The sequence below is a fragment of the Nonomuraea sp. NPDC050227 genome (genome assembly GCF_044459705.1).
Taxonomy (GTDB): Bacteria; Actinomycetota; Actinomycetes; order Streptosporangiales; family Streptosporangiaceae; genus Nonomuraea.
Genome location: NZ_JBITJF010000003.1, coordinates 331,477 through 352,926 on the forward strand (window position 1 = coordinate 331,477; position 21,450 = coordinate 352,926).

Here is a 21,450-nt window from a genome sequence, read left to right on the forward strand (position 1 = left end):
TGACTCCTTCGCTCGATCACCAGGTGACGGGCAGTTCGCGGACGCCGTAGAAGACGGCCTGCTGTTTGAACGCCAGCTCCTCCAGCGGCACGGCCGCCGCCAGCGTGGGGACGCGCCGGTAGAGCGTGCCGTAGACGACCTGCAGCTCCACCCGGGACAGCGACTGCCCCAGGCACTGGTGGGCGCCGAACCCGAAGGCGACGTGATGGCGGACCGCCCGGCGCACGTCGAGGACGCCGGGGTCCGGGAAGGCCGCCGGGTCCCGGTTGGCGGTGCTCTTCACCACGACGATGCCCTCGCCCGCGCGGATCGTCGTGCCACCGACCTGAAGGTCCTCGCGGGCGACGCGGCGGGCCTCGGTGTGGGTGATGGACAGGTAGCGCAGGAGCTCCTCGACGGCGTTGGCCACCAGCGCCGGGTCGCCGTCGCGCACCGCCGCGAGCTGGTCGGGGTGCGCCAGCAGGGCGGCCGTGCCGAGCGCGATCATGTTGGCGGTGGTGTCGTGCCCGGCCACCAGCAGGAGCTGGCCCATCGTGGAGATCTCGGTCAGGGTCATCGCGCCCGTCCGGTACTGCTCCACGGCCAGCCTGCTGAGGACGTCGTCGCCCGGGTCGTCGCTCTTGGCCGCCACCAGCGCCTCCAGGTAGCCGTTCAGCTCCTCGGCGGCGGCCAGGGCCCGCGCGGGGTCGCCTTCGTCCATGACGAGCTCGGCCGCCGCCCGCTGGAAGAAGGCCCGGTCCGCGTAGGGCACGCCGAGCAGTTCGCAGATCACCAGGGACGGGACGGGCAGCGCGACCGCCCGCACCAGGTCGGCCGGGTTGGGACCGGCGAGCAGGTCGTCGATGAGGTCATCGACGATCTGCTGGATCCTGGGCCGCAGCGCCTCCATTTTCCTGATCGTGAAGTCTGCGGTCATGAGCCGTCGCTGCCTGGTGTGCTCCGGCGCATCCATCTGCATCAGCGTCTTCATCCGCGCATCGCGTGCCTTGCTCACCGCGTTGGTGTGCGGGAAGCCGGGCTCGGCCACGTCGACGCCGACGCGCGGATCGGCGAGCACCGCGCGGACGTCGTCGTAGCGGGTGACCAGCCAGGGGGTGGTGCCGTCCCACAGACAGACGCGTGAGACGGGAGCTTCCGCGCCGCGGCGGGTCAGCTCGGGCGCCGGGTCGAACGGGCGGCCGGTCGCGCGGGGCATCGGGAACGTCACCGGATCCGGCAGGGCATCGGTCATGATCTCTCCTCACCTCGGGTCGTGCGGTCCGCGCAGGGCCGAGGACGGCCGCCGGCGGGAACCGTCGTGGTCCGCAGCGCTCATACGTCAAGGCTGTCGTTGAACCAGCCCCGGAGACTTCGGCCCGGGAGCGCCGGAACGGGGGACCGGAAAGCCTCAACCGGCGGTGGAAGCTGGGCGCACGGTCACTCAGATCGGGATCTTGTCCAGCGCGACGTCCATCGGCGGAGGTCGGGAACAGCCGCCGGCAGTACTCGCCGGCGGCTCAGCACGCCGTGACCGAAGCCGGCGTGATATACAACCAGGGCGAACGCTGGCCCGCTATTCGACCTTCTGGGCACCATCCCGATGGTCAAGCACCTCATCCTCAGCCTGCCCAGCCACGAACCCGACACGTTGCCGGCGCACGCCGCCCCTCTGCGAGATCGGTCCGAGAGGAAGGAAGGCATCATGACGACCACGGAAGAGCCGGAGCTCGTCGAGGTCCCGTTCTGGTTCGACCCGCTGTGCCCCTGGGCGTGGGTCACCTCGCGCTGGCTGCTGGAGGTCGAGAAGGTACGGCCGGTGCACGCCGACTGGCGGGTCATGTCGCTGGCCCACCTGAACCTCGTCCAGCGCAAGGGCGAGGGGATGAGCGAGGACTACCGGAACCAGATGGAGAAGGCCTGGGGGCCGGTGCGAGTCTGCGCGGCCGCCGCCGAGCACGCCGGCCGCGGCGTTCTCGGCCCGCTGTACACCGCGATCGGCACCCGCTTCCACAACCAGAAGCGTCGCGATGACCCCACAGTCATCACCGAAGCCCTCGCAGAGGTGGGCCTGCCCGCCGCGTTGGCGGCAGCCGCCGACAGCGACGAGCTGGATCAGCTCATCAGGGACTCCCACGATGAGGCCTTCAACGAGGTGGGGCTCGACGTCGGAACTCCCGTTCTCCGCGTCGGCGGCATGGCCCTGTTCGGCCCGGTGATCAGGCAAGCGCCGCGCGGCGAAGCGGCCGGCCGGCTCTGGGACGGCCTGGTCCTGGTCGCCGGGACCGAGGACTTCTTCGAGCTCAAGCGGAGCCGGCAGCAGGGCGTCAGACCGTCCTTCGACTGAGGGACGCCGCGGCCGACGGGGGCTAATCGCGGGCCGGCACGGCTCGCGCGATGCGCGGGCCGACGAGCCGCTCGGCCTCGCCGAGCGGGTACCAGGCCGCGTCCGTCACCTCTGACTCCTGGATCGGCCCCAGGTCCGCGTGCGTCACGAACGCGTACCCGATGTCGAGGTGATGGTGCGCCGGCTCGCCCTTCTGCGGTCGGGCCGGAACGCGGGCGTACTCGATGTAGACGGGGGTCTGCGACGCCGGCATGACCTGCGCGGGGTCGATTCCGGTCTCCTCCGCCAGCTCGCGCACCGCTGCGTCGATCAGTGAGGTGTCGGCCGGCTCCAGATGGCCGCCAGGCTGCAACAGGATCCCGTAGGCGCGGTGCTCGACGAGCAGGACTTCGGTGCCGTCGCGGACCAGCAGCGCGCCGGCGGTCACGTGCATCGGGAAGTTCCGCCGCGAGGCGAAATCGCGGCCCTCGGCCAGCAGGCGGAGCGGCTCGGACAGCAGCGCGGCCTCGTCCGGGAAACGCGAGAGGTGGTCCCGGACGGCGCTCGATATGTCCGCGTCAGTGATCGCCACAGGTCGCTCCCGCACCTGCCCGACGGCGCAGCTCCTGGTGACCGACGGCTGAGACGAGATGAGCGATGAGCGATGACACAGTCTGCTCCTTGACCGAGAGGAGGCTTCGCACCGTACCGGTGCGACCGCTCGGCGCGCGCCTGCCACGCCGACCAGATGGGACGTCGGCCAGGTGAGACGCTGGACCGAGCAAGCGCGTGAGAGGTTCGGAGAAGGAGCCATGCACGAAGCTGCTGGATCACGGACTGGTCCTCCTCGGTCGGACGAGCTGATCGCGTCGGCGTCGCCGGGGATCTCCGTCCCGAGCGCCACGGTCGCCCTCCAGCGGCACGTGCCGGCTGAACGGGGCCCGAAGCGGTGATGCGGGAGCGCCTTGGCGCCGCCGTGGAGCTGCTGCGCCGGAACCGGAACTTCCGCCGCTACGCCGTGGGGCGTACCGCTTCGGTCCTCGGCACCACCACGGCCCCCGCCGGGCTGGCCTTCGCACTCATCGACCAGGACGGCGGAGGCACCGCCATCGGCGTGGTGGCGACCGCCAGCATGCTGGTCTTCCTGACCGTCACCCCGGGCGCCGGGGTACTGGCCGACCGGCTGCCCCGGGTGTGGATCATCGTGACGTGCCAGCTCGTCTGCGGCGTCAGCCAGTGCGTCTCCGCCGCGCTGTTCCTGAGCGGCTCGGCGACTGTCTGGTCCCTGGGCGGCCTGGCGGTGCTGACCGCCGCGGCCGGCGCGTTCTTCGCCCCCGCGGCGAAGGGGCTGATCGCCGGCATCGTCGAACCCGGCGCCCTCGTCCCGGCCAACGCCCTGCTGCAGATCGCCGGCAACCTCGTCGCGATCGCCGGGCCCACGATCGCCGGGCTGGTGATCGCCTCCGTCTCGCCGGGCTGGGTACTGGGCTGGGACGGGGTCACCTACCTGCTGTCCGGCGCGGTGTTCCGCATGGTGCGCGTGCCGGCCGCAGCCGTCCGACCCGAGCGGCGCGGGTTCGCCAGGGAGCTGATCGAGGGTCTGTCCGCGTTCGCCGGTCGCCGCTGGTTGTGGACGCTGACCGGCCTCCAGGCGCTGACGTCGGCATGCTGGGGAGCCGGGTTCACGGTCCTGGGGCCGCTGTACGCGGCACGCCACCTGGAGGGCGGTGCGGTCGGCTGGGGCATCGTCGGCTCCGCCCTCGGCGTCGGGCTGGCCATCGGCTCGGTGACCGCGTTGACGCTGGCACCCGTACGCGTGGGCCTGCTGCTGTGCGCCACGGCGCTTCCCGAGGCGCTGCTCCTGGCCGGCATGGCAGCGGCGGCACCCACGTGGTGGATCGCCGCCGTGGGCGCGCTCACCGGAGTCGCCGGCACGCTCCAGCTCATCTCGTACACCAGCCTGCAACAGCGCGAGATCCCGCAGGAGCAGCTCAGCCGGGTCCTCGCCACATCGTCGGTCGCCGGCGGCGTCCTGGTCCCGCTGTTCTCCGCGTTCGCCGGTCCGCTCGCCGACGCCGTCGGGGTGCGGGTCGTGCTCGCCGGCTGCGCGGCGGTCGTCGTCGCCGGTGCGGCGGCCGCGTTCAGCGTTCGTGACGTACGCCGTCTCCGCAGCACCGCGGGCCCCGCGAGCGGTCGACGGTCTCACCCCTACTGCTGACGCAGGGAGCTGTCGTGGTCGGCGTGCGGTCCCAGCCCGACCTCGGCTCGCCGCTCATCGTTCGTCGGCGCCACTTCTGCGGCCGGAGGTCAGCGTCACGGGCAGTCGGAGCACGTCGGTGCCGATGAAGGAGGGCAGCGGCTGGAGATCCTGCGGGTCGGTGGCCAGCCGCAGATCGGGAAAGCGGTCGAACAGCGCGGGCAGAGCGACGCGCGCCTCCAGCCGGGCCAGCGGCGCGCCCAGGCAATAGTGCATGCCGTAGCCGAAGGCGAGGTGCGCCCGGTCGTGCCGGTCGATGTCGAAGCGGTCAGGATCGGCATTGACGGCAGGGTCACGCCCGTGAGCGCCGAAGCCGATGAGGATGAGGTCTCCGGCTCGGATGACGGTCTGCCCGTCCAAGGGGATGTCCGCGGTGGCGTAGCGCATCGGCAGATGCATGACGGGCGGGTGCCGGCGCAGACTCTCCTCGATGACGTCGTCCCAGCGTGCGGGGTCGCGGCGGGCGACAGCGAGCTGCTCGGGGTGGCTGAGCATGGCGATGACGGCATGGTCGAGCAGAGACACGGTGGTCTCGCTGCCCGCGCCGATCATCAGGAGCAGCGTGCTGACGAGCTCGTCGTCGCTGAGCCGGTCGAGTCCGCTGTCCCTGGCGGCGATCAGCCGGCTGGTCATGTCGTCGCCGGGCTGGGCTCGTTTGGCCTCGATGAGACGGTGCATCGAGGCGATCATCTCTTGCTGTACGCGGGTCGTCTGCCCGGCCGACAGGCTGGTGTCCAGCACGGCGTCGATGGTGGCCAGCATGGCGGGCCGCTGGTCCAGCGGCACACCGAACAGGTCGCAGATGACCTGGGTGGGGACTTTGTAGGAGTAGCGTGCCCGCAGGTCCAGCACGTCTCCCGGAGCTTCAGCGGCCAAGGCGTCCAGCAACGTGGTGACGATGGCGGTGATCGGCTGCTGCATCGCCTCCACGCGGCGGGGCGTGAACGCTGTGCCGACCAGGTTCTTCAACCGCTGGTGGTCGGGGTCGTCGGTGGTGAACATGCTCTTCACGTCCACCCAGGCGGTGAGCCAGCCGATCGCGTAGGGGCGGTAGCCGGGCCAGGACTTGCGCGCGTCCTTGGAGACGTGGGGATTCGTCAGCAGGTGCTTGACGACGTCCCCGTCGGTCACCGACCAGGCGGTGAGGTCGCCGGGCAGTTGGACGGGCACGGCCGGTCCGGCGGCTCGTAAGAAGTCGGCCTGCTCATAGATGCGGCGTCCGCTGCTGTCGAGAACCACGGGCGTGGGGGTCACGCGTGCCTCCGGTGCGGGTGGGGGCTTCGGCGGGCTGACGGGACACGGCGAAAGGGTTCGCCTTGTTGTGCGGCGAAGCTCACGCCGAGCGCTGCGCGGCAATTGCGGACAGGCCGGGCCGGTTGTGCCCGCCCTCTCCTCTCAGTTCAAAATTCCACGCCTTGACGAGGATCGTTTCAAGGGCCATGCCCACGGCCGCCTGGGCCGGCCCCGGCTGGCCTCCCCTCCGGCCTGCGGCCCGTCCTGGCGGGGAAGTTTGCATGGAGAGAGCCCCCGGCCCTCTCGCAGTTCGAGGGGGCCGGGGGCTCGCGGCGGTGCTCGTTCAGGCGGAGGGGGTCAGCCTCTCGTAGCTGACCTCGACGTTCAGATAGGTGGCGGCGCCGTAGTCATGGCCACGGATGGCCAGGAGGTTGCAGCGCTCCAGGTGCCTGGCGGGTAGGACGACGTTGATGGCGCCCGCGGCGCAGCGGCCGCTCCTGACGGCCTGAACGAGGCGGCCGTTGAAGTAGACCCGCGCATCGTTGTCGATCGTTCCCTGGATGCGGACCAGTCGTGCGTTGCGTGGGATGTGCACCCAGTGGCGTACCAGGATGTCGGTGTTCACCGCCCAGGACGTCTTGACGTTGGTGGAATTGTTCCACGCGCAGGTGCCGTTGGTGGTGCCGAATCCTTCTTGCCCGCTCGCCCAGTCGCTGTCGTCGAAGTCCGGCTCGTAGAAACGCGGGGCGTTGGCCCCGGACGGCACCTGGAGGTATTTCCAGTCGGTGCTGTTGTAGCCGAGTACGGTGACGACATTTTGCCGCGTTGCGGCCCGGGAGGCTGACGCCGACGCCGGAGCGGGCAGGGCCACGGTGGCCAGCAGCGAGCCGGCCGCGAGGCCTGCGGGAAGGAAACGCAGCAGTTTCTTGAACATGGCGATCTTCCTCCGTCGATTGTGCGAAATGTCGATTCTGCAGCCGCCGAAAGCGACATGTCTATCCATGTCGCAATTCTGCCGCCTAGCATCCCGGCCGGAATGGGTAAATCGAATCATAATTTGAGCACACACCGACAGGTAAGGCAATGACAAAGAAAGGCCGACGAGAGGAGGCGGGCATATTTATAAACAAAGAGGAATTTCCCGATATGCCGAATATGAGCGCCTACTCCGCAGACACAGCCGTCCGGTGGCACGGGCCGGTCGACGGCCGACATCGGCGTCCCGGCCGGCTGGGAGCACGAGCGCGGCCCGCCGCTGACCCGCGAACCACTGGACGCCGAGCAGGCGGCGGGATGGCATGCGCGGTCATCACGATCGCCGGGTCACCGCACCGGACGAACTGCGCCGAACGGTGGTCAGGCGGGCACCAGGAGGGTGGTGAGCAGGTCGTCCAGGGTGACGAGGCCGATGACCGCGCCGGCGTCGTCGCGGATCAGGGCGATCTGGCTGTGCGCGGCGCGCAGCCGGGCGACCGCGTCGGCGACCGAGGTCTGCTGAGGCAGGTCCGGCACGCGGTAGGCGAGCTGGGCGGCGGTGGTGGCGGTGCCGCGCCGGCGGGCCAGGTAGGCGTCGCGCAGGTGCACGACCCCGCTCGGCCCGGCGTCGGACCACACGATCAGCCGGGTGAGCCCGGACCGGTTGCAGGCGTCGATGACGTCCTGGGCGGCGGCGGTGGCGGGGACGCCGACGATCTGCTCGGCCGGCGTGATCAGCGCGGTGATGCCGGACTGCGGCGCCCGCAGGGCCTGGCTGAGCACGACGTGGTCGTCCGGCTCGATCAGGCCGAGCCGGCGTGACTCCTCCACCAGGTGCCGGAGCTGGTCGGGGGTGCGTGCCTTGGCGCCCGCCTCGTCCGGACGGACGCCGAACAGCCGCAGCAGCCCGTTGGTGACGGCGTTCAACGCGCTGATCAGCGGACGGACCAGCAGGGTGAAGCCGCGGAACGGCAGCGCCAGCAGGGTGGCCGAGCGCTCGGGGTGGGCGATGGCCCAGGACTTCGGCGCCATCTCGCCGAGCACCATGTGCAGGAACGTCACGACCGCCAGCGCGATGACGAACGCCACCGCGTGCGCGGCGGCCCCGGGCAGGCCGACGGCGTCGAAGAGCGGGACGAGGGTGCCGGCGATCAGCGGTTCGGACACCACGCCGAGCCCGAGCGAGCACAGCGTGATGCCGAGCTGCGCCCCGGCCAGCATGAGCGACAGCTCCTTGATCCCCGACAGGGCGGCGGAGGCGGCCTTGCTCCCCTGCGCGGCGGCCTTCTCCAGACGGTGCCGCTTGGCGGCGACCAGGGCGAACTCGGCGGCGACGAAGAAGCCGTTGCCGATCAGCAGCAGCAGGGTGAGCAGCAGCCCGACGGACAGGTTCATGCCTGCTCCTGCGATTCGTCACGATAGGGGGTCAGGCGGACGCGGTCGGGCACGTGCCGGTCCAGCGTCAGCACCTCGATGCGGGCGTGCGTGGGGGCATGGGGGTCGAGGGTGGCGGGCAGGTCGGCGGTGATGACGTCGCCGGGGACGGCGAAGCGGCCCAGCCGGTGCAGGATGAGCCCGGCCAGGGTGTCGTACTCGTCCTCGTCGGGCAGGTTCAGGTCCGTCTCCAGAGCGATCTCGTCGATGCGCAGGGCGGCGTCCAGTTCCCAGTCGTCGCCCTGGCGCACTGCCCGGGGGGTGTCGGCGTCGTTCTCGTCGGCGATCTCGCCGACCAGTTCCTCGGCGACGTCCTCCCAGGTGACCAGTCCGGCCAGGCCGCCGTGCTCGTCCACCACGCAGGCCACTTCCTCGCCGCGCGTGTGCATCTGGGCCACCAGGTCCGGCAGGTTGGTCGAGAAGGGCACGATCAGCACGTCGCGGGCGAGGTCGGCGACGCGGGTGGTGGCGGCCTTCTCGACCGGGACGGCGGCCAGGTCGCCCAGGCTGACCAGGCCGATCACCTCGTCCAGGGTGGCGCCGAGCACCGGGTAGTGGGTGTGGCCGTGGGCGGCGACGATCTCGTCCAGGTCGGGCACGGTGGCCGCGCCGGTCACGGCGACCACCTCCACGCGTGGCACCATCACTTCCTCGGCGGTGTGGTCGGAGAAGGCCAGGGCCCGTTCGAGCACGTCGGCGTGGCTGCCGGGCAGGTGGCCGTGGGCCTCGGACTCGCCGATGATGTGGCCCAGCTCCTCCAGGGTGGCGCCGTGGTGCAGTTCCTCGACCGGCTCGATGCCGACGGCGCGCAGCAGTCTGTTGGCGGCGGTGTCGAACAGCTTGACGACCGGTCCGGCGATGGTCAGGTAGACCAGGGTGGAGCCGGCCAGGGCGCGAGCCAGCGGCTCCGGACGGGCCAGCGCCAGGTTCTTGGGCGCGAGCTCGCCCAGCACCATCTGGATCACGGTGGCCAGCGCGAACCCGATGCCGAGCGCGATGCCGCCGATCGCCGCCTGCGGCACCCCGGCCGCCTCCAGCGCGGGGGCGATCAGCTCGGCCAGCGCGGGCCTGGCGATGAAACCCACGATCAGAGCGGTGACGGTGATGCCGAGCTGCGCGCCGGACAACATGAACGACAGCCGTTCCATCACCTTGACCGCCTTGGCCGCCTTCTTGTCACCGGCGGCGGCCTGCTGGGACAGGGCGAGCCGGTCGGCGCTGACGTAGGCGAACTCCTGGGCGACGAAGTAGCCGGTGGCGAGGGTGAGCAGGAGGATGGCCGCCAGGCCGAGGGCGACACTCATCGCGGCTGTGCACCCCGCAGACGAAGGCCGTACCTGAGGCTGGGGCTACTGCTCGGGTCCGCTGACACGGACACCACCACCGATCCTTCCCGTTTCGTGTTCTCCGCCGCAGCGCGTCGGCTGCGGCTTCCTGGTCCGGACGTTACCGACCCCGGACAGGCCGGTCCTGACCGGGGCGTCTTCTCCCAGGTCAACGCATATGGACGAGCGTAAGTGCCGGATGTGATCCGCGTCTCGGCCGGGTTCGGTTGCATGGGGAGCCTCTCGTCGCCTCTACCATGATCAGCGATTTGTGATCTTCACTCTGAGGAGCGATCCAGTGTCGTCCGGGCAAGAACGCGTGCGGGCCGTGCTCGAACACCGGCTCACCCAGCGGGCCGTCATCGGCGTCATCGCGCTCAACGCGGCCACGATCGGCTGCGAGACCAGCGCCTACCTGATGGACCGGGCCGGTGGTCTCCTGCACGCCGTCGACCGGATCGCGCTGGCCGTCTTCACCGTGGAGATCGCCGCCCGGCTGTTCGCCTACCGCCGCGCGTTCTTCGCCGACCCGTGGAACTGGTTCGACACGGTCATCGTGGCGATCGCGCTCGTCCCGGCCTCCGGCCCGGCCTCGGTGCTGCGGGCGCTGCGCATCCTGCGGGCGCTGCGCCTGGTCTCGGCGGTGCCCAGCATGCGCCGCGTGGTCAGCGCGTTGTTGTCGGCGGTGCCCGGGATGGCCTCCATCATCGGCCTGCTCGTCCTGATGATCTACATCGCCGGGGTGATCGCGACCAAGCTGTTCGGCGAGATCATGCCCGAACGGTTCGACGAACTGCCCCGCTCGCTGTTCACCCTGTTCCAGATCATGACCGGTGACGACTGGGGCAACGTCGCCCAGGCGGTCATGGAGCACAAGCCGTGGGCGTGGGTCTTCTTCATCGCCTACATCCTGATGTCCACCTTCGTGGCGCTGAACCTGTTCATCGCGGTGGTGGTCAACGCCATGAACGACGCCGAGCCGTCCCCGGCCGAAGCGCGGACCCAGGCCGAGCTGGCGGAGGTGAAGCAGCAGCTGGCGGCGGTGAACGCCAAACTCGACCAGCTGCTGCCGTCGCGCGAGGCGGTCACGACCGACGGCCGCGCCGACGCGAACTGACCAGGCATCTGTGGCGATCGAAGGAGGCGACGAGCCCGCCTGACGGAACACGGCTCAGTCGACCCAGGCCCACAGGCAGAGGTCGAGCATGCACACCAGCGCCCACATGACGAGCGCGGCGACTTGTTGACGCTCCCCTGCGCGCATGTGTTCGCCCCAGCGGTTCGACGGCCATGACAGTTGCTACATTGCGCAACTCTACAACCTTCTGCGACGGTTGAGGACGGCCAGCGCCCCGCCGTACAGAGCGGCCACGAGCACCAGCCACAGACAGCTCGTGACGGGCAGGGCGGTCAGGCCGACCGGACCGGCCAGCGGCGAGAGCGGCAGCAGTAACCCGATCGCCGCGAGCGAGCCCGTGGCCAGCCACAACGGCGGGGAGACCGGGGCGACGGGCCGCAGGAGCAGCATGATGACGGCCTGGGTGAGCAGGTTCTCGATGAACCAGCCCGTGTGGAAGGAACGCTCGTCACCCGCGCCGACGACCTGGGTCAGGACGGCGAAGGTGGCCAGGTCGGCGACGGCGTTGAGCGCCCCGAAACGGGCGATGAACCCGAGGATGCCACGCGGGCGCAGCCCGAACGGCCCCCGCAGGACGGCCGGCGCGGCCCGGTCGAAGGCGAAGGCGAGCTGGGCGACGTCGAAGCAGACGTTCTGCAGGAGCACCTGGACCGGCAACATCGGCAGGAACGGCAGCGCCAGCCCGGCCGCCAGCATCGCGATCACGTTCCCGAGATTGGACGACAGCGCGATGCGCAGATAGGTGACGATGTTGCCGGTGCTGCGCCGTCCGGCGACGATCGCCTGGTCGATCGCCGACAGGTCCTTGCCGGCCAGCACGACGTCGGCGGCCTCGCGGGTGACGTCCACGGCGGCGCGCGGGCAGATGCCGACGTCGGCGGCGCGCATGGCGGGCGAGTCGTTGACGCCGTCGCCGAGGAAGCCGACCGTGTGCCCGGCCTCGCGCAGCGCGCGGACGACGCGGGCCTTGTCGTCCGGGGTGCAGCGGGCGATCACCGTGGCCCGTTCGGCGGACGCGGCGGTGAGGTCGGCCGCCTCGATCACCGCCCCCACGTCGAGGCCCAGCTCCCGGCACGTACGGGCGGCGGTGGCCGGGTGGTCGCCGGTCAGCACCTTCAGGGTGATGCCCCGGCGGGCCAGCAGCGCCAGCGCGGCTGCGGCGTCCGGCCTCGGCTCGTCGACGAGGGTGAGGAAGCCGGCGAGCGTCAGCCCGCCCTCCGCGCCGGGACGGCCGGAGGAGCGGTCGGCCACGGCGACCGCGAGCACCCGCGCACCCGCCTCTGCCAGGGCTCGGGCGACCTCGCCGGCCCGCAGCCGCGCACCCGGGCCCATCGCGCACCGGTCGAGCACCGCCTCCACGGCGCCCTTGACCACGACGACGTCCGCGCCGCCGTCGCGGACCACCGCGCGGGACAGGCGCCGGGCGGGATCGAAGGGGGTGGCCTCCAGCCCCTCGGTGTCGCCCAGGTCGGGCGCGCACTCCAGGATCGCCTCGTCGAGCGGGTCGGGGATCGGCGGATCGGTCAGGTGCAGTGTCCAGAAACTGTTGACGGCCGCCCAGCGCAGCACCTCGGGATCCGGCTTGCCGTCAGGGCCGACGGATCCGCTGAGCACGGGCCGGTCGCGGGTCAGGGTGCCGGTCTTGTCCATGCACAGGACGTCGATCGCCCCCACGTCGTGCAGCGCGGGCAGCCGCTTGACGATCACGCCCTGGCGGGCCAGCAGCGCCGCTCCCCGGGCGAGCGCGGTGGTCACCACGACCGGCAGCATCTCGGGCGTCAGCCCCACGGCCACCGCCACCGCGAACGGCAGCGCCTCCAGCCCCCTGTCGCGCAGGACGGCGCCGGCCACCAGCGCCACGGGCGGGACGACCAGCATGAGCCGGACCAGGATCCAGGAGATGCCGTTCACCGACTGGTCGAAGGCCGAACGTCCGCGCGCCGGAGCATGGTGGGCGCCGGCGAACAGGGTGCCGCCGCCGGTGGCCGTCACCACGGCGAGCGCGCTGCCGGAGGCCACGCTGCTGCCCTGCCAGCACAGGTGGTCGTCGCCGTCGGGCAGGTCACGCGCCCGCTTGGGCACGGGCGCCGACTCCCCGGTCAGCGGCGCCTGATGGACGGTCAGGCCGGCGGCCCGCAGCAGCCGCACGTCGGCGGGGACCAGGTCGCCGGGCCCCAGCTTGATCACGTCACCGGGGACGAGCTGGTCGACGGGGATCTCCCGCTCCCGCGGCTCGCCTCCCTCGGTCGCGCGCCGTCGCACGGTGGCCGTGGTGGCCACGAGCTCGCGCAGCGCCGCGGTCGAGCGGTCGGCCCGGAACTCCCCGTTGGAGCGCAGCAGGCAACTCGCCACGACCAGCAGGACGATGACGCCCGCCGTGCCCCAGGAGGTGATCGCGGCGGCGACGAGGCCCAGCGCGAGCAGCGTCATGGTGAACGGGTCACGCAGGCTGCGGGCCAGGCGGCGCGGCCAGGACACCGGACGCCGGCCGGGGATCGTGTTCTCGCCGTGTTCCAGCAGGCGGGCCTCGGCCTGCTCCTCCGTCAGGCCGCGTGGCCCGGTGTCCAGCAGGCGCAGGGTCTGGAGCTGGCTCAGCGGGGCCGGACCGGAGCCGGACGTGGTCGGCGCGTCAGGCGCCCAGACCATGGACGCGTCCTCCGGAGGCGCCGGCCCGTTGCGAGAGCCGTCCGACGAGCCCGCGCACGGTGGCCACGACGTCCTCGTCGTCGATCAGGTAGACGACCCTGCGGCCCTCCCGGCGGGAGCGGACCAGGCCGGCCAGCTTCAGCTTGGCCAGGTGCTGGCTGATCGCCGGCAGCGCGCCGCCCACCCGCTCGGCCAGCCCGGACACGTCGCACTCGCCCTGCGCCAGCGCCCACACGATGTGCAGCCTGGGCGGCGAGGCCAGCAGCGCGAAGGCGGCCGCAGCCTCGGCCAGCACTTCGGCGGGCGGATCAGGGGTCTTTGCGCCGGCCACCTTCACTCCTTTTTCGGACAGGTGCCAAGTCTAGGCGCGCGGCGCGGCGGCTCCCGAGCGTCGCGTCGTCACCGGCCGTCCTGTCGTGCGCCGGCCCGCAGCCTGGCCGCCTGCTCCTCCAGACGCCGGGCCTGCTCCTCCAGCGAGGGGGCCGGCTCGTCCGTCCTGGTGGTCTCGGCCTTGAAGATCCGCAACGAACGGCCGACCGCGCGGGCCGTGTCGGGCAGCCGCTTGGCGCCGAACAGGAACATGAAGACGAGGGCGATGATCAGGATCTCCGCCCAACCGAGGTCGGCCATGGTGTCGTCCTTACTGAGCAGGCGTTCTGTCAGCTTCAGACTGCATCAAAGTTGCTCAGATGCGCAAGTAAGACATTGTCCCGTAAGGGGCTTCGGACGCTCGACTGATCGCGGCCGCGCCGGTCATACGGTGAGGAGTTCCACGTCCACCGGGCCGCTCTGCGCCTTGGCGGGGGCGGCGAGCGGCGTGAACAGCGCGCCCAGCCTGTTCACCGTCTCGGGGATGATCCGGTAGTAGACCCAGGTGCCGCGGCGTTCGCCGTCGATCAGCCCGGCGGTGCGCAGCACCTTCAGGTGGTGGGAGATGGTGGGCGCGGTCAGGTCGAAGACGCCGGTCAGGTCGCACACGCACGCCTCGCCGCCGGGGTGGGAGCCGATCAGCGACAGCAGGCGCAGCCGTACCGGGTCGGCGACGGCCTTGAGCAGGGCGGCCAGTTCGGCGGCGTCGGCCTCGCCGAGCGGCTCGCGGGCGATCGGCGCACAGCACTGGGCGGTGGCGGGGGCGGCCATGGCGTGACTCCTTAATTCGATGCCGGTCTAAATCATAGGCGGTGGCAGGCGACCGGTGCGAACGCGGAGACGGCACACGCCACGGCCGTGGCGCGGCGTCCCTCTCAGCCGCAGCAGCCGCCGGACTCGGCACCGGCGCCGGCCGGGGCACTGACGGTGGCGAGCGGGAGAGGGGCTGACAGCAGGCCGCCGCTGATGCCCGTGGCCAGGCCGGCCCGCCGCTCCTGGTCCTCGGCCGGGCTGGACGAGCACACCCCGGTCTCGGGCAGGTCGAGCCGCACGTCGCGGGCGGCCTGCCAGTCGCCGGCCAGCGCGGCGACGACGGATCGGGCCTGCTCGTACCCGGTGGCGAGCAGGAAGGTGGGGGCGCGGCCGTAGCTCTTGACGCCGATGGCGTAGTAGCCGGGCTCGGGGTGGGCCAGCTCGTCCACGCCGTGCGGCGGGACGGTGCCGCAGGAGTGCTGGTTGGGGTCGATGAGCGGGGCCAGGGCACGGGTCGAGCCGAGCACCGGGTCCAGGTCGAGACGCAGTTCCGTGGCGATGGAGTGGTCGGGGCGATAGCCGGTCGCGCTGACGATCCGGTCCACGGTGATCGACTGCTCGGCGCCGGAGGGGGCGCGGCTGGTCACTTCGACGCCGTCGCCGGTGGCGCGTACCCGGTGGGTGAAGAAGCCGGTCAGCAACGTGATGCGACCGGAGGCGACGTGGGCGCGCAGGCGGGTGCCGAGCGCGCCGCGGGCCGGGAGGGCGTCGGCGTCGCCGCCGCCGTAGGCGCGGCCGGCGTCGCCCGCGCGGATGGCCCAGGTGATCGGGGTGTCGTCCAGCTGGGCCAGGGCGAGCAGCGTGGTGGCGGCCGAGTGGCCGGCGCCGACGACCAGGACGCGCCGGCCCTCGTAGCGGTCGCGGTCGGCGCCGAGGACGTCGGGCAGGGCGTGGTCGACGGGCACGTCGTGCTCGCCGTGGGCGGGCAGGCCGGCGGCGCCCAGCACGTTCGGCGTGGTCCAGGTTCCGGAGGCGTCGATGATCGCGCCTGCCCGCAGTTCGCCGCCGTCGGCCAGGCGGATCAGGAAGGGGGCCTGCTCGCGGCCCGCCGTGCGTACGCGGTCGTGGCCGAGGCGGCTGATGGCGGTCACTCGCGCGTTCGTGCGTACCCGGTCGCCGAGCAGCTCGGCCAGCGGGGCGAGGTAGCCCGCGACGATCTCGGCGCCGGTCGGCAGCCGTTCGGGGTCGGGCGCGGTCCAGCCGTCGGCCTCCAGCAGGCGGCGGGCGGCGGCGTCGATGTCGTACTTCCAGGGGCTGAACACCCGTACGTGCCCCCACTGCGCGATCGACGCGGCGACCCGATCGCCGGCCTCCAGGACCAGGAAGTCGATGCCGCGCTCGGTCAGGTGCGCGGCGGCGGCCAGGCCGACGGGGCCCGCGCCGATCACGACCACGGGCAGGTCGTCCCGCCACCCTGAGGTGGCCTGCCGAGGGGCCGTGAGCTGCTCGATCGCGATCGCGGCGGGGCCGCAGCAACTGTCGCTCATGACTGTTCCGCCTGCTCGACGGACGGGCGGCGGCTGAACAGAGCGCGCATCACGCAACCTCCTGAATAGAAGTTTGTCTAAGCAGGGGTCATCATGTGCCACTGTTTCGACAGAAGTCAAATCAGCACCACGTGCGCGGCGATGCCGCGGATCGGGTCAGGTCAGTTCCAGGGCCACCTCCAGGCGCAGGTAGGCGTCGACCCAGGTCTGCTCGGCCGCATCGCCCGAGTCCTGCGCCCGCGCCGCCGCGAACGCCGTGACGGCCCGCGCGATGCGGTGGAGCCCGAGCGTGGTCAGCCGCCGCGCGGCGGTGCCGAGCCGGGCGTCGTAGGTCGGCGGCAGGTGGGACAGGCCGTGGTGGGCCGCTTCCGCGAGCAGCCCGCGGGTGTCGATCAGCACGGCGGTCAGCGGGTCGTGCCGGACGTCCTCGGCGGCCGCCGGCCGGCCGCCGCCTCCGGCAGGTCGCAGGTCGGGCACGACGACCCGGCCGCCGGCGGCCAGGCCGATGGGGTCGATGACGACGCCGCCCGCGGTACGGCCGGCCACTCCGCTGACGAAACGCAGCTCGCCTTCCTCCCCCGCGAGCACGGCGGCCAGCGAGTCGAGGCGGCCGGGGGCGGCGCCGGTGTGGGTGGCGGTGACGGTGGCGAGGTTGCCCGCCTGGTCGGCGATGAGGGCGTCGAGGCGCTGGTCGCCGGCGGCATAGGTCATGGCCACCACCTCGGAGACGGCGACGACGCGGACCAGCTCCGCCTCGACGCGCGGGCGGACGGGCCGGAGCGTGAGGGCGTCGAGTTCGCGGCCGAGCGCGGCGAGGTCGGTCACCACCAGGGACGGCGAGAGCTCACCCCAGTCGCCCCGCGACGGGCTGACCGTCGTCCTGGCGATCCGCCCGGTGGCCAGCCGCACGGTACGGCTGGCGCTGCGGACGGCGGATTCCGTGACGAGGTTGCCGGTGGCCAGGGCGGCCAGCGTGGAGCCGGCGACGCGTCGCCGTGCCAGGGCGGCGCCGTCGCCGTCGCCTCCGTGCCGTTCGCCGTCCCATTCGCGGCGGAGTACCAGGACCATCGCGCTGTCGCCGTGGGCCAGGTAGATCTCGGCGATCCGCCGGTCGCCGAGGCTGCGGATCCGGCAGCCCAGGCTCTCCAGGCGGGCCCGGCGCAGCGGGGTCTCGGCGGCCTCGGCGGTGCCCAGCACGCTGCTGCGGAGGGTGGCGTCGGGGCGGGTCACGGCCCGGTGCCGGGCGTGCAGCTCGGCGAGGTGGCTCGCGAGCAGCTCGGGACGGTAGTGGGCGCCACGGTCGCGGTAGGCGGCCAGCTGCTCGGCGAGGTCGCCGACGGCCAGCAGCGGCCAGCGCGATCCGGCGGCGTCCAGATGGCGCTGTACGTCGGCGATGGTGGCCGCCAGTCCCTGGCCGAGGTGCGCCGCGCCGTCGCGCAGGACCGTGCCGGCCAGCCCCAGGGCCCGCTCCAGCCCGGATCCGGCGCCGGTCCCGGCTTCGCCGCCGACGTCGACCCGTGCCTCCGGCGTCCCGGGATGCAGCTCGTCGGCGACCCGGAACGCCCACACGGCGAGGGCGATGACGTCGTCGCGGCTGCCCGCGACGGCGTCGGTGTGCACGAAGCCGAGGTCGCCGGGGATCAGGAAACGCACGGTCGCGGTGGCGAGCTCGACCTGCGGCGCGGGGTCGGCAGCGGTGGCGCGGCGCACGCGGGCGGTGTATCCGGCCCGTTCGGTACGGCGGGCGGCGGCCATCAGGCGGGCGCCGATCCTGGCGGTCAGCTCGTCGTCGCTCACCTGCCCCGGCGACCAGGCGGGGGGTTCCGGATCGGGGCCCTCACCCTGCGGATGCTCGACGGTCTCGACGGTCGCGGCGTGCTGGTGCTGGTACGCCAGCACCACCCCGACGACATGCCGGCAGACCCCGGTGGCGCCGCACGTGCAGCGGGCCGCGTCGAGGCCGCCGGGTGGCAGGCTCGCGGTCGGCCCGCCCGCGAAGTCGCCGTGCACGGTCCCGTCGGCGTCGGTACGCAGGTCCGGCGCGGCTTCCTTGCCCGCCCGCTTGACCAGGCCGCGGTTGGTGAGCGCGGCGAGGGAGTCGGTGGTGAGCCCGAGCAGATCCGTTCTCATCGGCCCACGTGCTCCGCGACGAAGGACGCCAGCTCGCCGGGGGTCATCGCGCCCACGTACGCCCCGGCGTCGGCCAGGCGTTGCGCGAGCTCCCGGTCGTAGTCGGGGTTGGCCTGCTCGTCGAGGGCGGCCAGGCCGAGGACCTTGCTGCCCTGCTCGACCAGGTCACGCACGATGCGTACCAGCCGGTGACGATCGCCGCCCTCGTAGAAGTCGGAGATCAGCACGACGACGGCCCGCCGCGGCTGGTCCACCAGCCCGGCGCCGTACGCGGCCGCGCGGGCGATGTCGGTCCCGCCGCCGAGCTGGACCTTCATGAGCAGTTCCACGGGATCGTCCACGTCGGAGGTCAGGTCCACCACGTCGGTGTCGAAGGCGACCAGGTGGGTGCGCACGCCGGGCAGGCCCCACAGGCAGGCCGCGGTGACCGCCGAGTGGATCACCGAGTCCGTCATCGAGCCGGACTGGTCGACGAGCAGGATCACCTGCCACTGTTCGAGGTGGCGGCGGGTGCGGGAGAAGAACAGCGGGGTCTCGATCACGACCTTGCCGGTGTCGGGCTGGTAGCGGCCGAGGTTGGCGCGCAGGGTCCGGACCATGTCGAAGTTGCGGGCCTGCCGCAGCCGGCCCGGCCGGCGCGCTCTCGTGCCCGAGAAGGCGCTGCGCACCTCGGTGGCGAGCTTGTCCATGAGCTGCCGGACGACCTGCTCCACGATGCGCCTGGCCAGCCGCAACACCTGCGGGTTCATCAGGTGTTTGGTGTGCAGGACCGCCTTGAGCAGCGCGGGGTTGGGCTCGATGCGGGCGAGCACGTCGGGGTCGGTGACGAGGTCGTGGATCTCGTAGCGTTCGACGGCGTCGCGTTGCAGGCGTTCGACGGTCTCCTTGGGGAACAGGCGGGTGATGTCGTCGAGCCAGCCGAAGGTGGTCAGGTTCGACGGGCCGCTCCCGGCCTGCCGCCGTACGCCGCGCCTGCGCAGCTCCTCGTCGCGGCCGTACAGCCAGTCCATGGCGGCGTCGCGGCCGGCGGCCGCCTCGTCGAGCCGCCCGCCGCCGAGGCAGGCGCCGCCGGCCTCGCCGAGCAGCAGCCGCCATCGTACGAGGGTGGGGTCGGTCATGGCGTGATCAGTCCCTCCCGGCGCAGTGCCGCATCGACTCGTTCGTCCAGGGCCATGCCTGCGGCCACCAGTTCCGGCGCCGCCTCCAGCCGCATCAGGTCCCACGCGGACGCGCCCGCGCCGGAGCGCAGTTCGACCAGGCGGCTGGCGATGAGGTGCCGCTCGCGGGGCGGGAAGTAGCCGAACGCCTGGCGCAGCGCCGGCAGGGCCACCAGGAAGTCGTGGTCGCTCATCGCCGCGACCAGCTCGTCGAGCAGTTCCAGCATGCCGCCGGTGTGCAGGACCTCCTCGCGGGCGAGCGCGAACAGCCCGGCCAGCCAGTCGCCGGCCGACGCGGGGACGAACGCGCCGCGTACCGCCCGCGCGGGGTCCGCGGCGGCGGCGCCGCGCAGTGACCAGCCCAGCCCGAGCGCCGCTCCGCGCAGGTCGGGCGGCGCGTCCTGGCAGGCGGCGACGCGGTCGGCGACGCCCAGCGCCGCGTCCAGGTCCAGGCCCAGCGGCGGCCCGGCGTGCCTGAGCGCGTCGCGGACGGCGGCCATGGCGCCGATGCGCTGCGGATCGGCGGGTACGGGCCCGCCGCGCACGCCCTCGGCCAGCCACAACACCCGCAGGGTGGCGGCCCGGACCACGGTCCCCAAGGTGGTGCTGCCGCTGGTGGCGAACAGCTCGTCGTGGCGCCACATCGCCAGGGCGACGGTGAGCGTGCGGCCCAGCGAGCCCAGGTCGGCCGCCGCGGCGATCGCCCGCGCGAGGTCGTCGAGCACCTGCCCCGCCAGCTCGCCGATGCCGCACAGCGCGGCGTCGAACAGCACGTCGGCCAGCCGGTCCAGGTCGGCGCCCCTGATCCGCTCGGCGAGCACGGAGGCCGCCGCCTCCTGCGGGTCCACGCCGTACCCGCCTGCCTCGATCAGGGCGGGCAGGCGGTCGTCGGTCTCGCTCAACATCCACTGTTCGACCAGCTCGGCGCCGCCCGCGGGGCGGGGTCCCGAGGTGCGGACGACGCCCGGGATGCCCAGGACGCGCAGCCTGTGCAGGAAGCGGCTGCGCGCGCGGCCGGCTTGCCCGCCGAGGTCGAGCCGTTCGCCGCCGGGGCCGCCCAGCTCGGCGAGCACCGCGTGGACCAGCGGCGGCAGCGGGGTCGAGGGGTGCAGGCGGCCTGTCCGGTCACCGCTGAGCGCCGCGATCATCTCCACGACGACCGGGTGGTGGCCCGCCTGGAGGGGCCCGCGGGATGCCCAGGGCAGCGGGATCTCGATCGCCTCGCCGACCAGCGCGGTGGCCAGGCCGTCGAGCACGTCGACGCGGGCCGGATGCGGGTGGCCGCGCATCAGCGCGATCCCGTCGGCGGTGGCGCGCGCGGCGATCAGCTCGGCGGTGGAGACCTGCCGGCGCCGGGCGCGCAGCCGGGCCGTCACCGCCTCGACGAGCCTGCGGGCGGCTCCGTCGGGACCGTGCTCCCACAGGTCCTGGTAGTAGCCGGGCGACGGCATGCCCGACTGGTAGCCGGCGAAGGCGTCCAGCCGGCGGAACGAGTACGGCACCAGGTAGCTGCCGACCGCCGCACCCTCGGGCGGCCGCGGCACCTCCGGCCAGCTCCGGTCGCCCTGCTCGGCCAGCCGGATCAGCGCGGGACGGTGGAAGCCGCCCGTGACCACGACCACCGGCCGCTCGCCCGCGTCATCGGCGGCCGCCCGGATCCAGTGCGCCATGTACTCCTCGCGGGCCGTGTCGCCAGGATCGGCCCCGGTGTCGCCGCGGACGAGGTCGAAGTAGGTGGCCAGCCGTTCGGCCAGCCCGTCGGCCGGTTCGATCTCGAACAGGTGGTCCCACAACGCGTCCATGTTGTCCACGGCGAAGGCGCGGCAGAGCCGCCGGGTCGCCTCGGCGTAGCGGGCCTCGGCGTCGGCGTACCGGTTGCTGACGTCGGCCAGCGCGGGATGCCAGGCGGGCAGGTCGATGAAGCGCAGCTCGGCGCCGGCCGCGCGGCCCGCGGTCAGCGCCGCCCACTCCGGGGAGTAGTCGCACAGCGGCGTCCATGAACCGTGGCGCCGCTCGTGGTCGCGGTAGCCGGTGTGGACGGCGATCGGCAGCTCGTGGCCGAGCAGGAGCTCGTCCATCCGGTCGTTCATCTCCGCCGGCCCTTCGACCAGCACGTACGCGGGACGTACGGAACGGATGGTGTCGGCGACCAGCCGGGCGCAGGCGGGACTGTGGTGCCGCACG

The 21,450-nt window shown here is 72.7% G+C and carries 17 protein-coding genes; 3 read left to right on the forward strand and 14 right to left on the reverse strand.

Annotated features, from left to right (window positions below; all coding sequences use genetic code 11):
- Positions 1-16 precede the first annotated feature (16 nt).
- Positions 17-1,231: a cytochrome P450 gene (locus ACIBK9_RS13945; protein ID WP_397158091.1), complete on the reverse strand. Its 1,215-nt coding sequence runs from the start codon at positions 1,229-1,231 to the stop codon at positions 17-19.
- Between the two features lie 450 nt (positions 1,232-1,681).
- On the opposite strand from ACIBK9_RS13945, the gene ACIBK9_RS13950 reads away from it, so the two are divergent.
- Positions 1,682-2,323: a DsbA family protein gene (locus ACIBK9_RS13950; RefSeq protein WP_364335309.1), complete on the forward strand. Its 642-nt coding sequence runs from the start codon at positions 1,682-1,684 to the stop codon at positions 2,321-2,323.
- A 22-nt stretch (positions 2,324-2,345) separates the two neighbouring features.
- Here the strand turns inward: ACIBK9_RS13950 and ACIBK9_RS13955 are convergent, their stop codons facing one another.
- On the reverse strand, positions 2,346-2,894 hold the full coding sequence (locus ACIBK9_RS13955) for an NUDIX hydrolase (RefSeq protein WP_397158093.1): 549 nt from the start codon (positions 2,892-2,894) through the stop codon (positions 2,346-2,348).
- A gap of 360 nt (positions 2,895-3,254) precedes the next feature.
- Here ACIBK9_RS13955 and ACIBK9_RS13960 point away from each other — a divergent pair, with 360 nt between their 5' ends.
- Positions 3,255-4,520, forward strand: a complete 1,266-nt coding sequence (locus tag ACIBK9_RS13960; RefSeq protein ID WP_397158095.1) for an MFS transporter — start codon at positions 3,255-3,257, stop codon at positions 4,518-4,520.
- 54 nt (positions 4,521-4,574) lie between these two features.
- On the opposite strand, the gene ACIBK9_RS13965 is transcribed toward ACIBK9_RS13960, so the two are convergent.
- The 4 genes from ACIBK9_RS13965 to ACIBK9_RS13980 all read right to left on the reverse strand — a co-directional run bounded on the left by ACIBK9_RS13965 (position 4,575) and on the right by ACIBK9_RS13980 (position 9,505).
- Entirely contained in the window at positions 4,575-5,813 is a 1,239-nt protein-coding gene (locus tag ACIBK9_RS13965) for a cytochrome P450 (RefSeq protein WP_397158097.1), read from the reverse strand.
- 322 nt (positions 5,814-6,135) lie between these two features.
- Positions 6,136-6,726 carry a hypothetical protein gene (locus ACIBK9_RS13970; protein WP_397158099.1) on the reverse strand — a complete coding sequence of 197 codons (591 nt, stop codon included), beginning with the start codon at positions 6,724-6,726 and terminating at the stop codon, positions 6,136-6,138.
- A gap of 422 nt (positions 6,727-7,148) precedes the next feature.
- A complete protein-coding gene (locus ACIBK9_RS13975; RefSeq protein WP_397158100.1) occupies positions 7,149-8,162 on the reverse strand; it encodes a hemolysin family protein in 1,014 nt (337 codons plus the stop codon).
- A complete protein-coding gene (locus tag ACIBK9_RS13980; protein ID WP_397158102.1) occupies positions 8,159-9,505 on the reverse strand; it encodes a hemolysin family protein in 1,347 nt (448 codons plus the stop codon). The genes ACIBK9_RS13975 and ACIBK9_RS13980 overlap by 4 nt, the downstream gene beginning before the upstream one ends.
- A gap of 319 nt (positions 9,506-9,824) precedes the next feature.
- Here ACIBK9_RS13980 and ACIBK9_RS13985 point away from each other — a divergent pair, with 319 nt between their 5' ends.
- Positions 9,825-10,643, forward strand: coding sequence for an ion transporter (locus ACIBK9_RS13985; protein WP_397158104.1), 819 nt, complete (start codon positions 9,825-9,827; stop codon positions 10,641-10,643).
- A 198-nt stretch (positions 10,644-10,841) separates the two neighbouring features.
- Here ACIBK9_RS13985 and mgtA read toward each other — a convergent pair whose 3' ends face one another.
- The 8 genes from mgtA to ACIBK9_RS14025 form a co-directional block, all read right to left on the reverse strand.
- The gene (mgtA, locus tag ACIBK9_RS13990) at positions 10,842-13,310 is read right to left on the reverse strand and encodes a magnesium-translocating P-type ATPase (RefSeq protein WP_397158106.1); all 2,469 of its coding nucleotides are present in this window, start codon (positions 13,308-13,310) and stop codon (positions 10,842-10,844) included.
- Positions 13,294-13,641, reverse strand: coding sequence for a metalloregulator ArsR/SmtB family transcription factor (locus ACIBK9_RS13995; RefSeq protein WP_352359749.1), 348 nt, complete (start codon positions 13,639-13,641; stop codon positions 13,294-13,296). Before ACIBK9_RS13995 ends, mgtA begins: the two co-directional genes overlap by 17 nt.
- 68 nt (positions 13,642-13,709) lie before the next feature.
- On the reverse strand, positions 13,710-13,940 hold the full coding sequence (locus ACIBK9_RS14000) for a twin-arginine translocase TatA/TatE family subunit (protein ID WP_364335331.1): 231 nt from the start codon (positions 13,938-13,940) through the stop codon (positions 13,710-13,712).
- Positions 13,941-14,063: 123 nt separating this feature from the next.
- Positions 14,064-14,450, reverse strand: coding sequence for an ArsR/SmtB family transcription factor (locus ACIBK9_RS14005; RefSeq protein ID WP_397158108.1), 387 nt, complete (start codon positions 14,448-14,450; stop codon positions 14,064-14,066).
- A 104-nt stretch (positions 14,451-14,554) separates the two neighbouring features.
- The gene (locus tag ACIBK9_RS14010; RefSeq protein ID WP_397158110.1) at positions 14,555-15,979 is read right to left on the reverse strand and encodes an FAD-dependent oxidoreductase; all 1,425 of its coding nucleotides are present in this window, start codon (positions 15,977-15,979) and stop codon (positions 14,555-14,557) included.
- Positions 15,980-16,135: 156 nt separating this feature from the next.
- Positions 16,136-18,109, reverse strand: a complete 1,974-nt coding sequence (locus ACIBK9_RS14015) for a hypothetical protein (RefSeq protein ID WP_397158112.1) — start codon at positions 18,107-18,109, stop codon at positions 16,136-16,138.
- Positions 18,106-19,227 (reverse strand): VWA domain-containing protein, encoded by a 1,122-nt coding sequence (locus tag ACIBK9_RS14020; protein ID WP_397158114.1) that lies wholly within the window; start codon positions 19,225-19,227, stop codon positions 18,106-18,108. Before ACIBK9_RS14020 ends, ACIBK9_RS14015 begins: the two co-directional genes overlap by 4 nt.
- Positions 19,224-21,449 carry a DUF5682 family protein gene (locus ACIBK9_RS14025; protein ID WP_397158116.1) on the reverse strand — a complete coding sequence of 742 codons (2,226 nt, stop codon included), beginning with the start codon at positions 21,447-21,449 and terminating at the stop codon, positions 19,224-19,226. The genes ACIBK9_RS14020 and ACIBK9_RS14025 overlap by 4 nt, the downstream gene beginning before the upstream one ends.
- Position 21,450 lies beyond the last annotated feature (1 nt).

What these genes read in the sequence shown, in the direction of transcription:
- ACIBK9_RS13945 (WP_397158091.1), bottom strand. Translation starts at nt 1,231, where the DNA reads ATGACCGATGCCCTGCCGGATCCGGTGACGTTCCCGATGCCCCGCGCG.
- ACIBK9_RS13950 (WP_364335309.1), top strand. Translation starts at nt 1,682, where the DNA reads ATGACGACCACGGAAGAGCCGGAGCTCGTCGAGGTCCCGTTCTGGTTC.
- ACIBK9_RS13960 (WP_397158095.1), top strand. Translation starts at nt 3,255, where the DNA reads ATGCGGGAGCGCCTTGGCGCCGCCGTGGAGCTGCTGCGCCGGAACCGG.
- ACIBK9_RS13970 (WP_397158099.1), bottom strand. Translation starts at nt 6,726, where the DNA reads ATGTTCAAGAAACTGCTGCGTTTCCTTCCCGCAGGCCTCGCGGCCGGC.
- ACIBK9_RS13975 (WP_397158100.1), bottom strand. Translation starts at nt 8,162, where the DNA reads ATGAACCTGTCCGTCGGGCTGCTGCTCACCCTGCTGCTGCTGATCGGC.
- ACIBK9_RS13980 (WP_397158102.1), bottom strand. Translation starts at nt 9,505, where the DNA reads ATGAGTGTCGCCCTCGGCCTGGCGGCCATCCTCCTGCTCACCCTCGCC.
- mgtA (WP_397158106.1), bottom strand. Translation starts at nt 13,310, where the DNA reads ATGGTCTGGGCGCCTGACGCGCCGACCACGTCCGGCTCCGGTCCGGCC.
- ACIBK9_RS14000 (WP_364335331.1), bottom strand. Translation starts at nt 13,940, where the DNA reads ATGGCCGACCTCGGTTGGGCGGAGATCCTGATCATCGCCCTCGTCTTC.
- ACIBK9_RS14005 (WP_397158108.1), bottom strand. Translation starts at nt 14,450, where the DNA reads ATGGCCGCCCCCGCCACCGCCCAGTGCTGTGCGCCGATCGCCCGCGAG.
- ACIBK9_RS14010 (WP_397158110.1), bottom strand. Translation starts at nt 15,979, where the DNA reads ATGAGCGACAGTTGCTGCGGCCCCGCCGCGATCGCGATCGAGCAGCTC.
- ACIBK9_RS14015 (WP_397158112.1), bottom strand. Translation starts at nt 18,109, where the DNA reads ATGAGAACGGATCTGCTCGGGCTCACCACCGACTCCCTCGCCGCGCTC.
- ACIBK9_RS14020 (WP_397158114.1), bottom strand. Translation starts at nt 19,227, where the DNA reads ATGACCGACCCCACCCTCGTACGATGGCGGCTGCTGCTCGGCGAGGCC.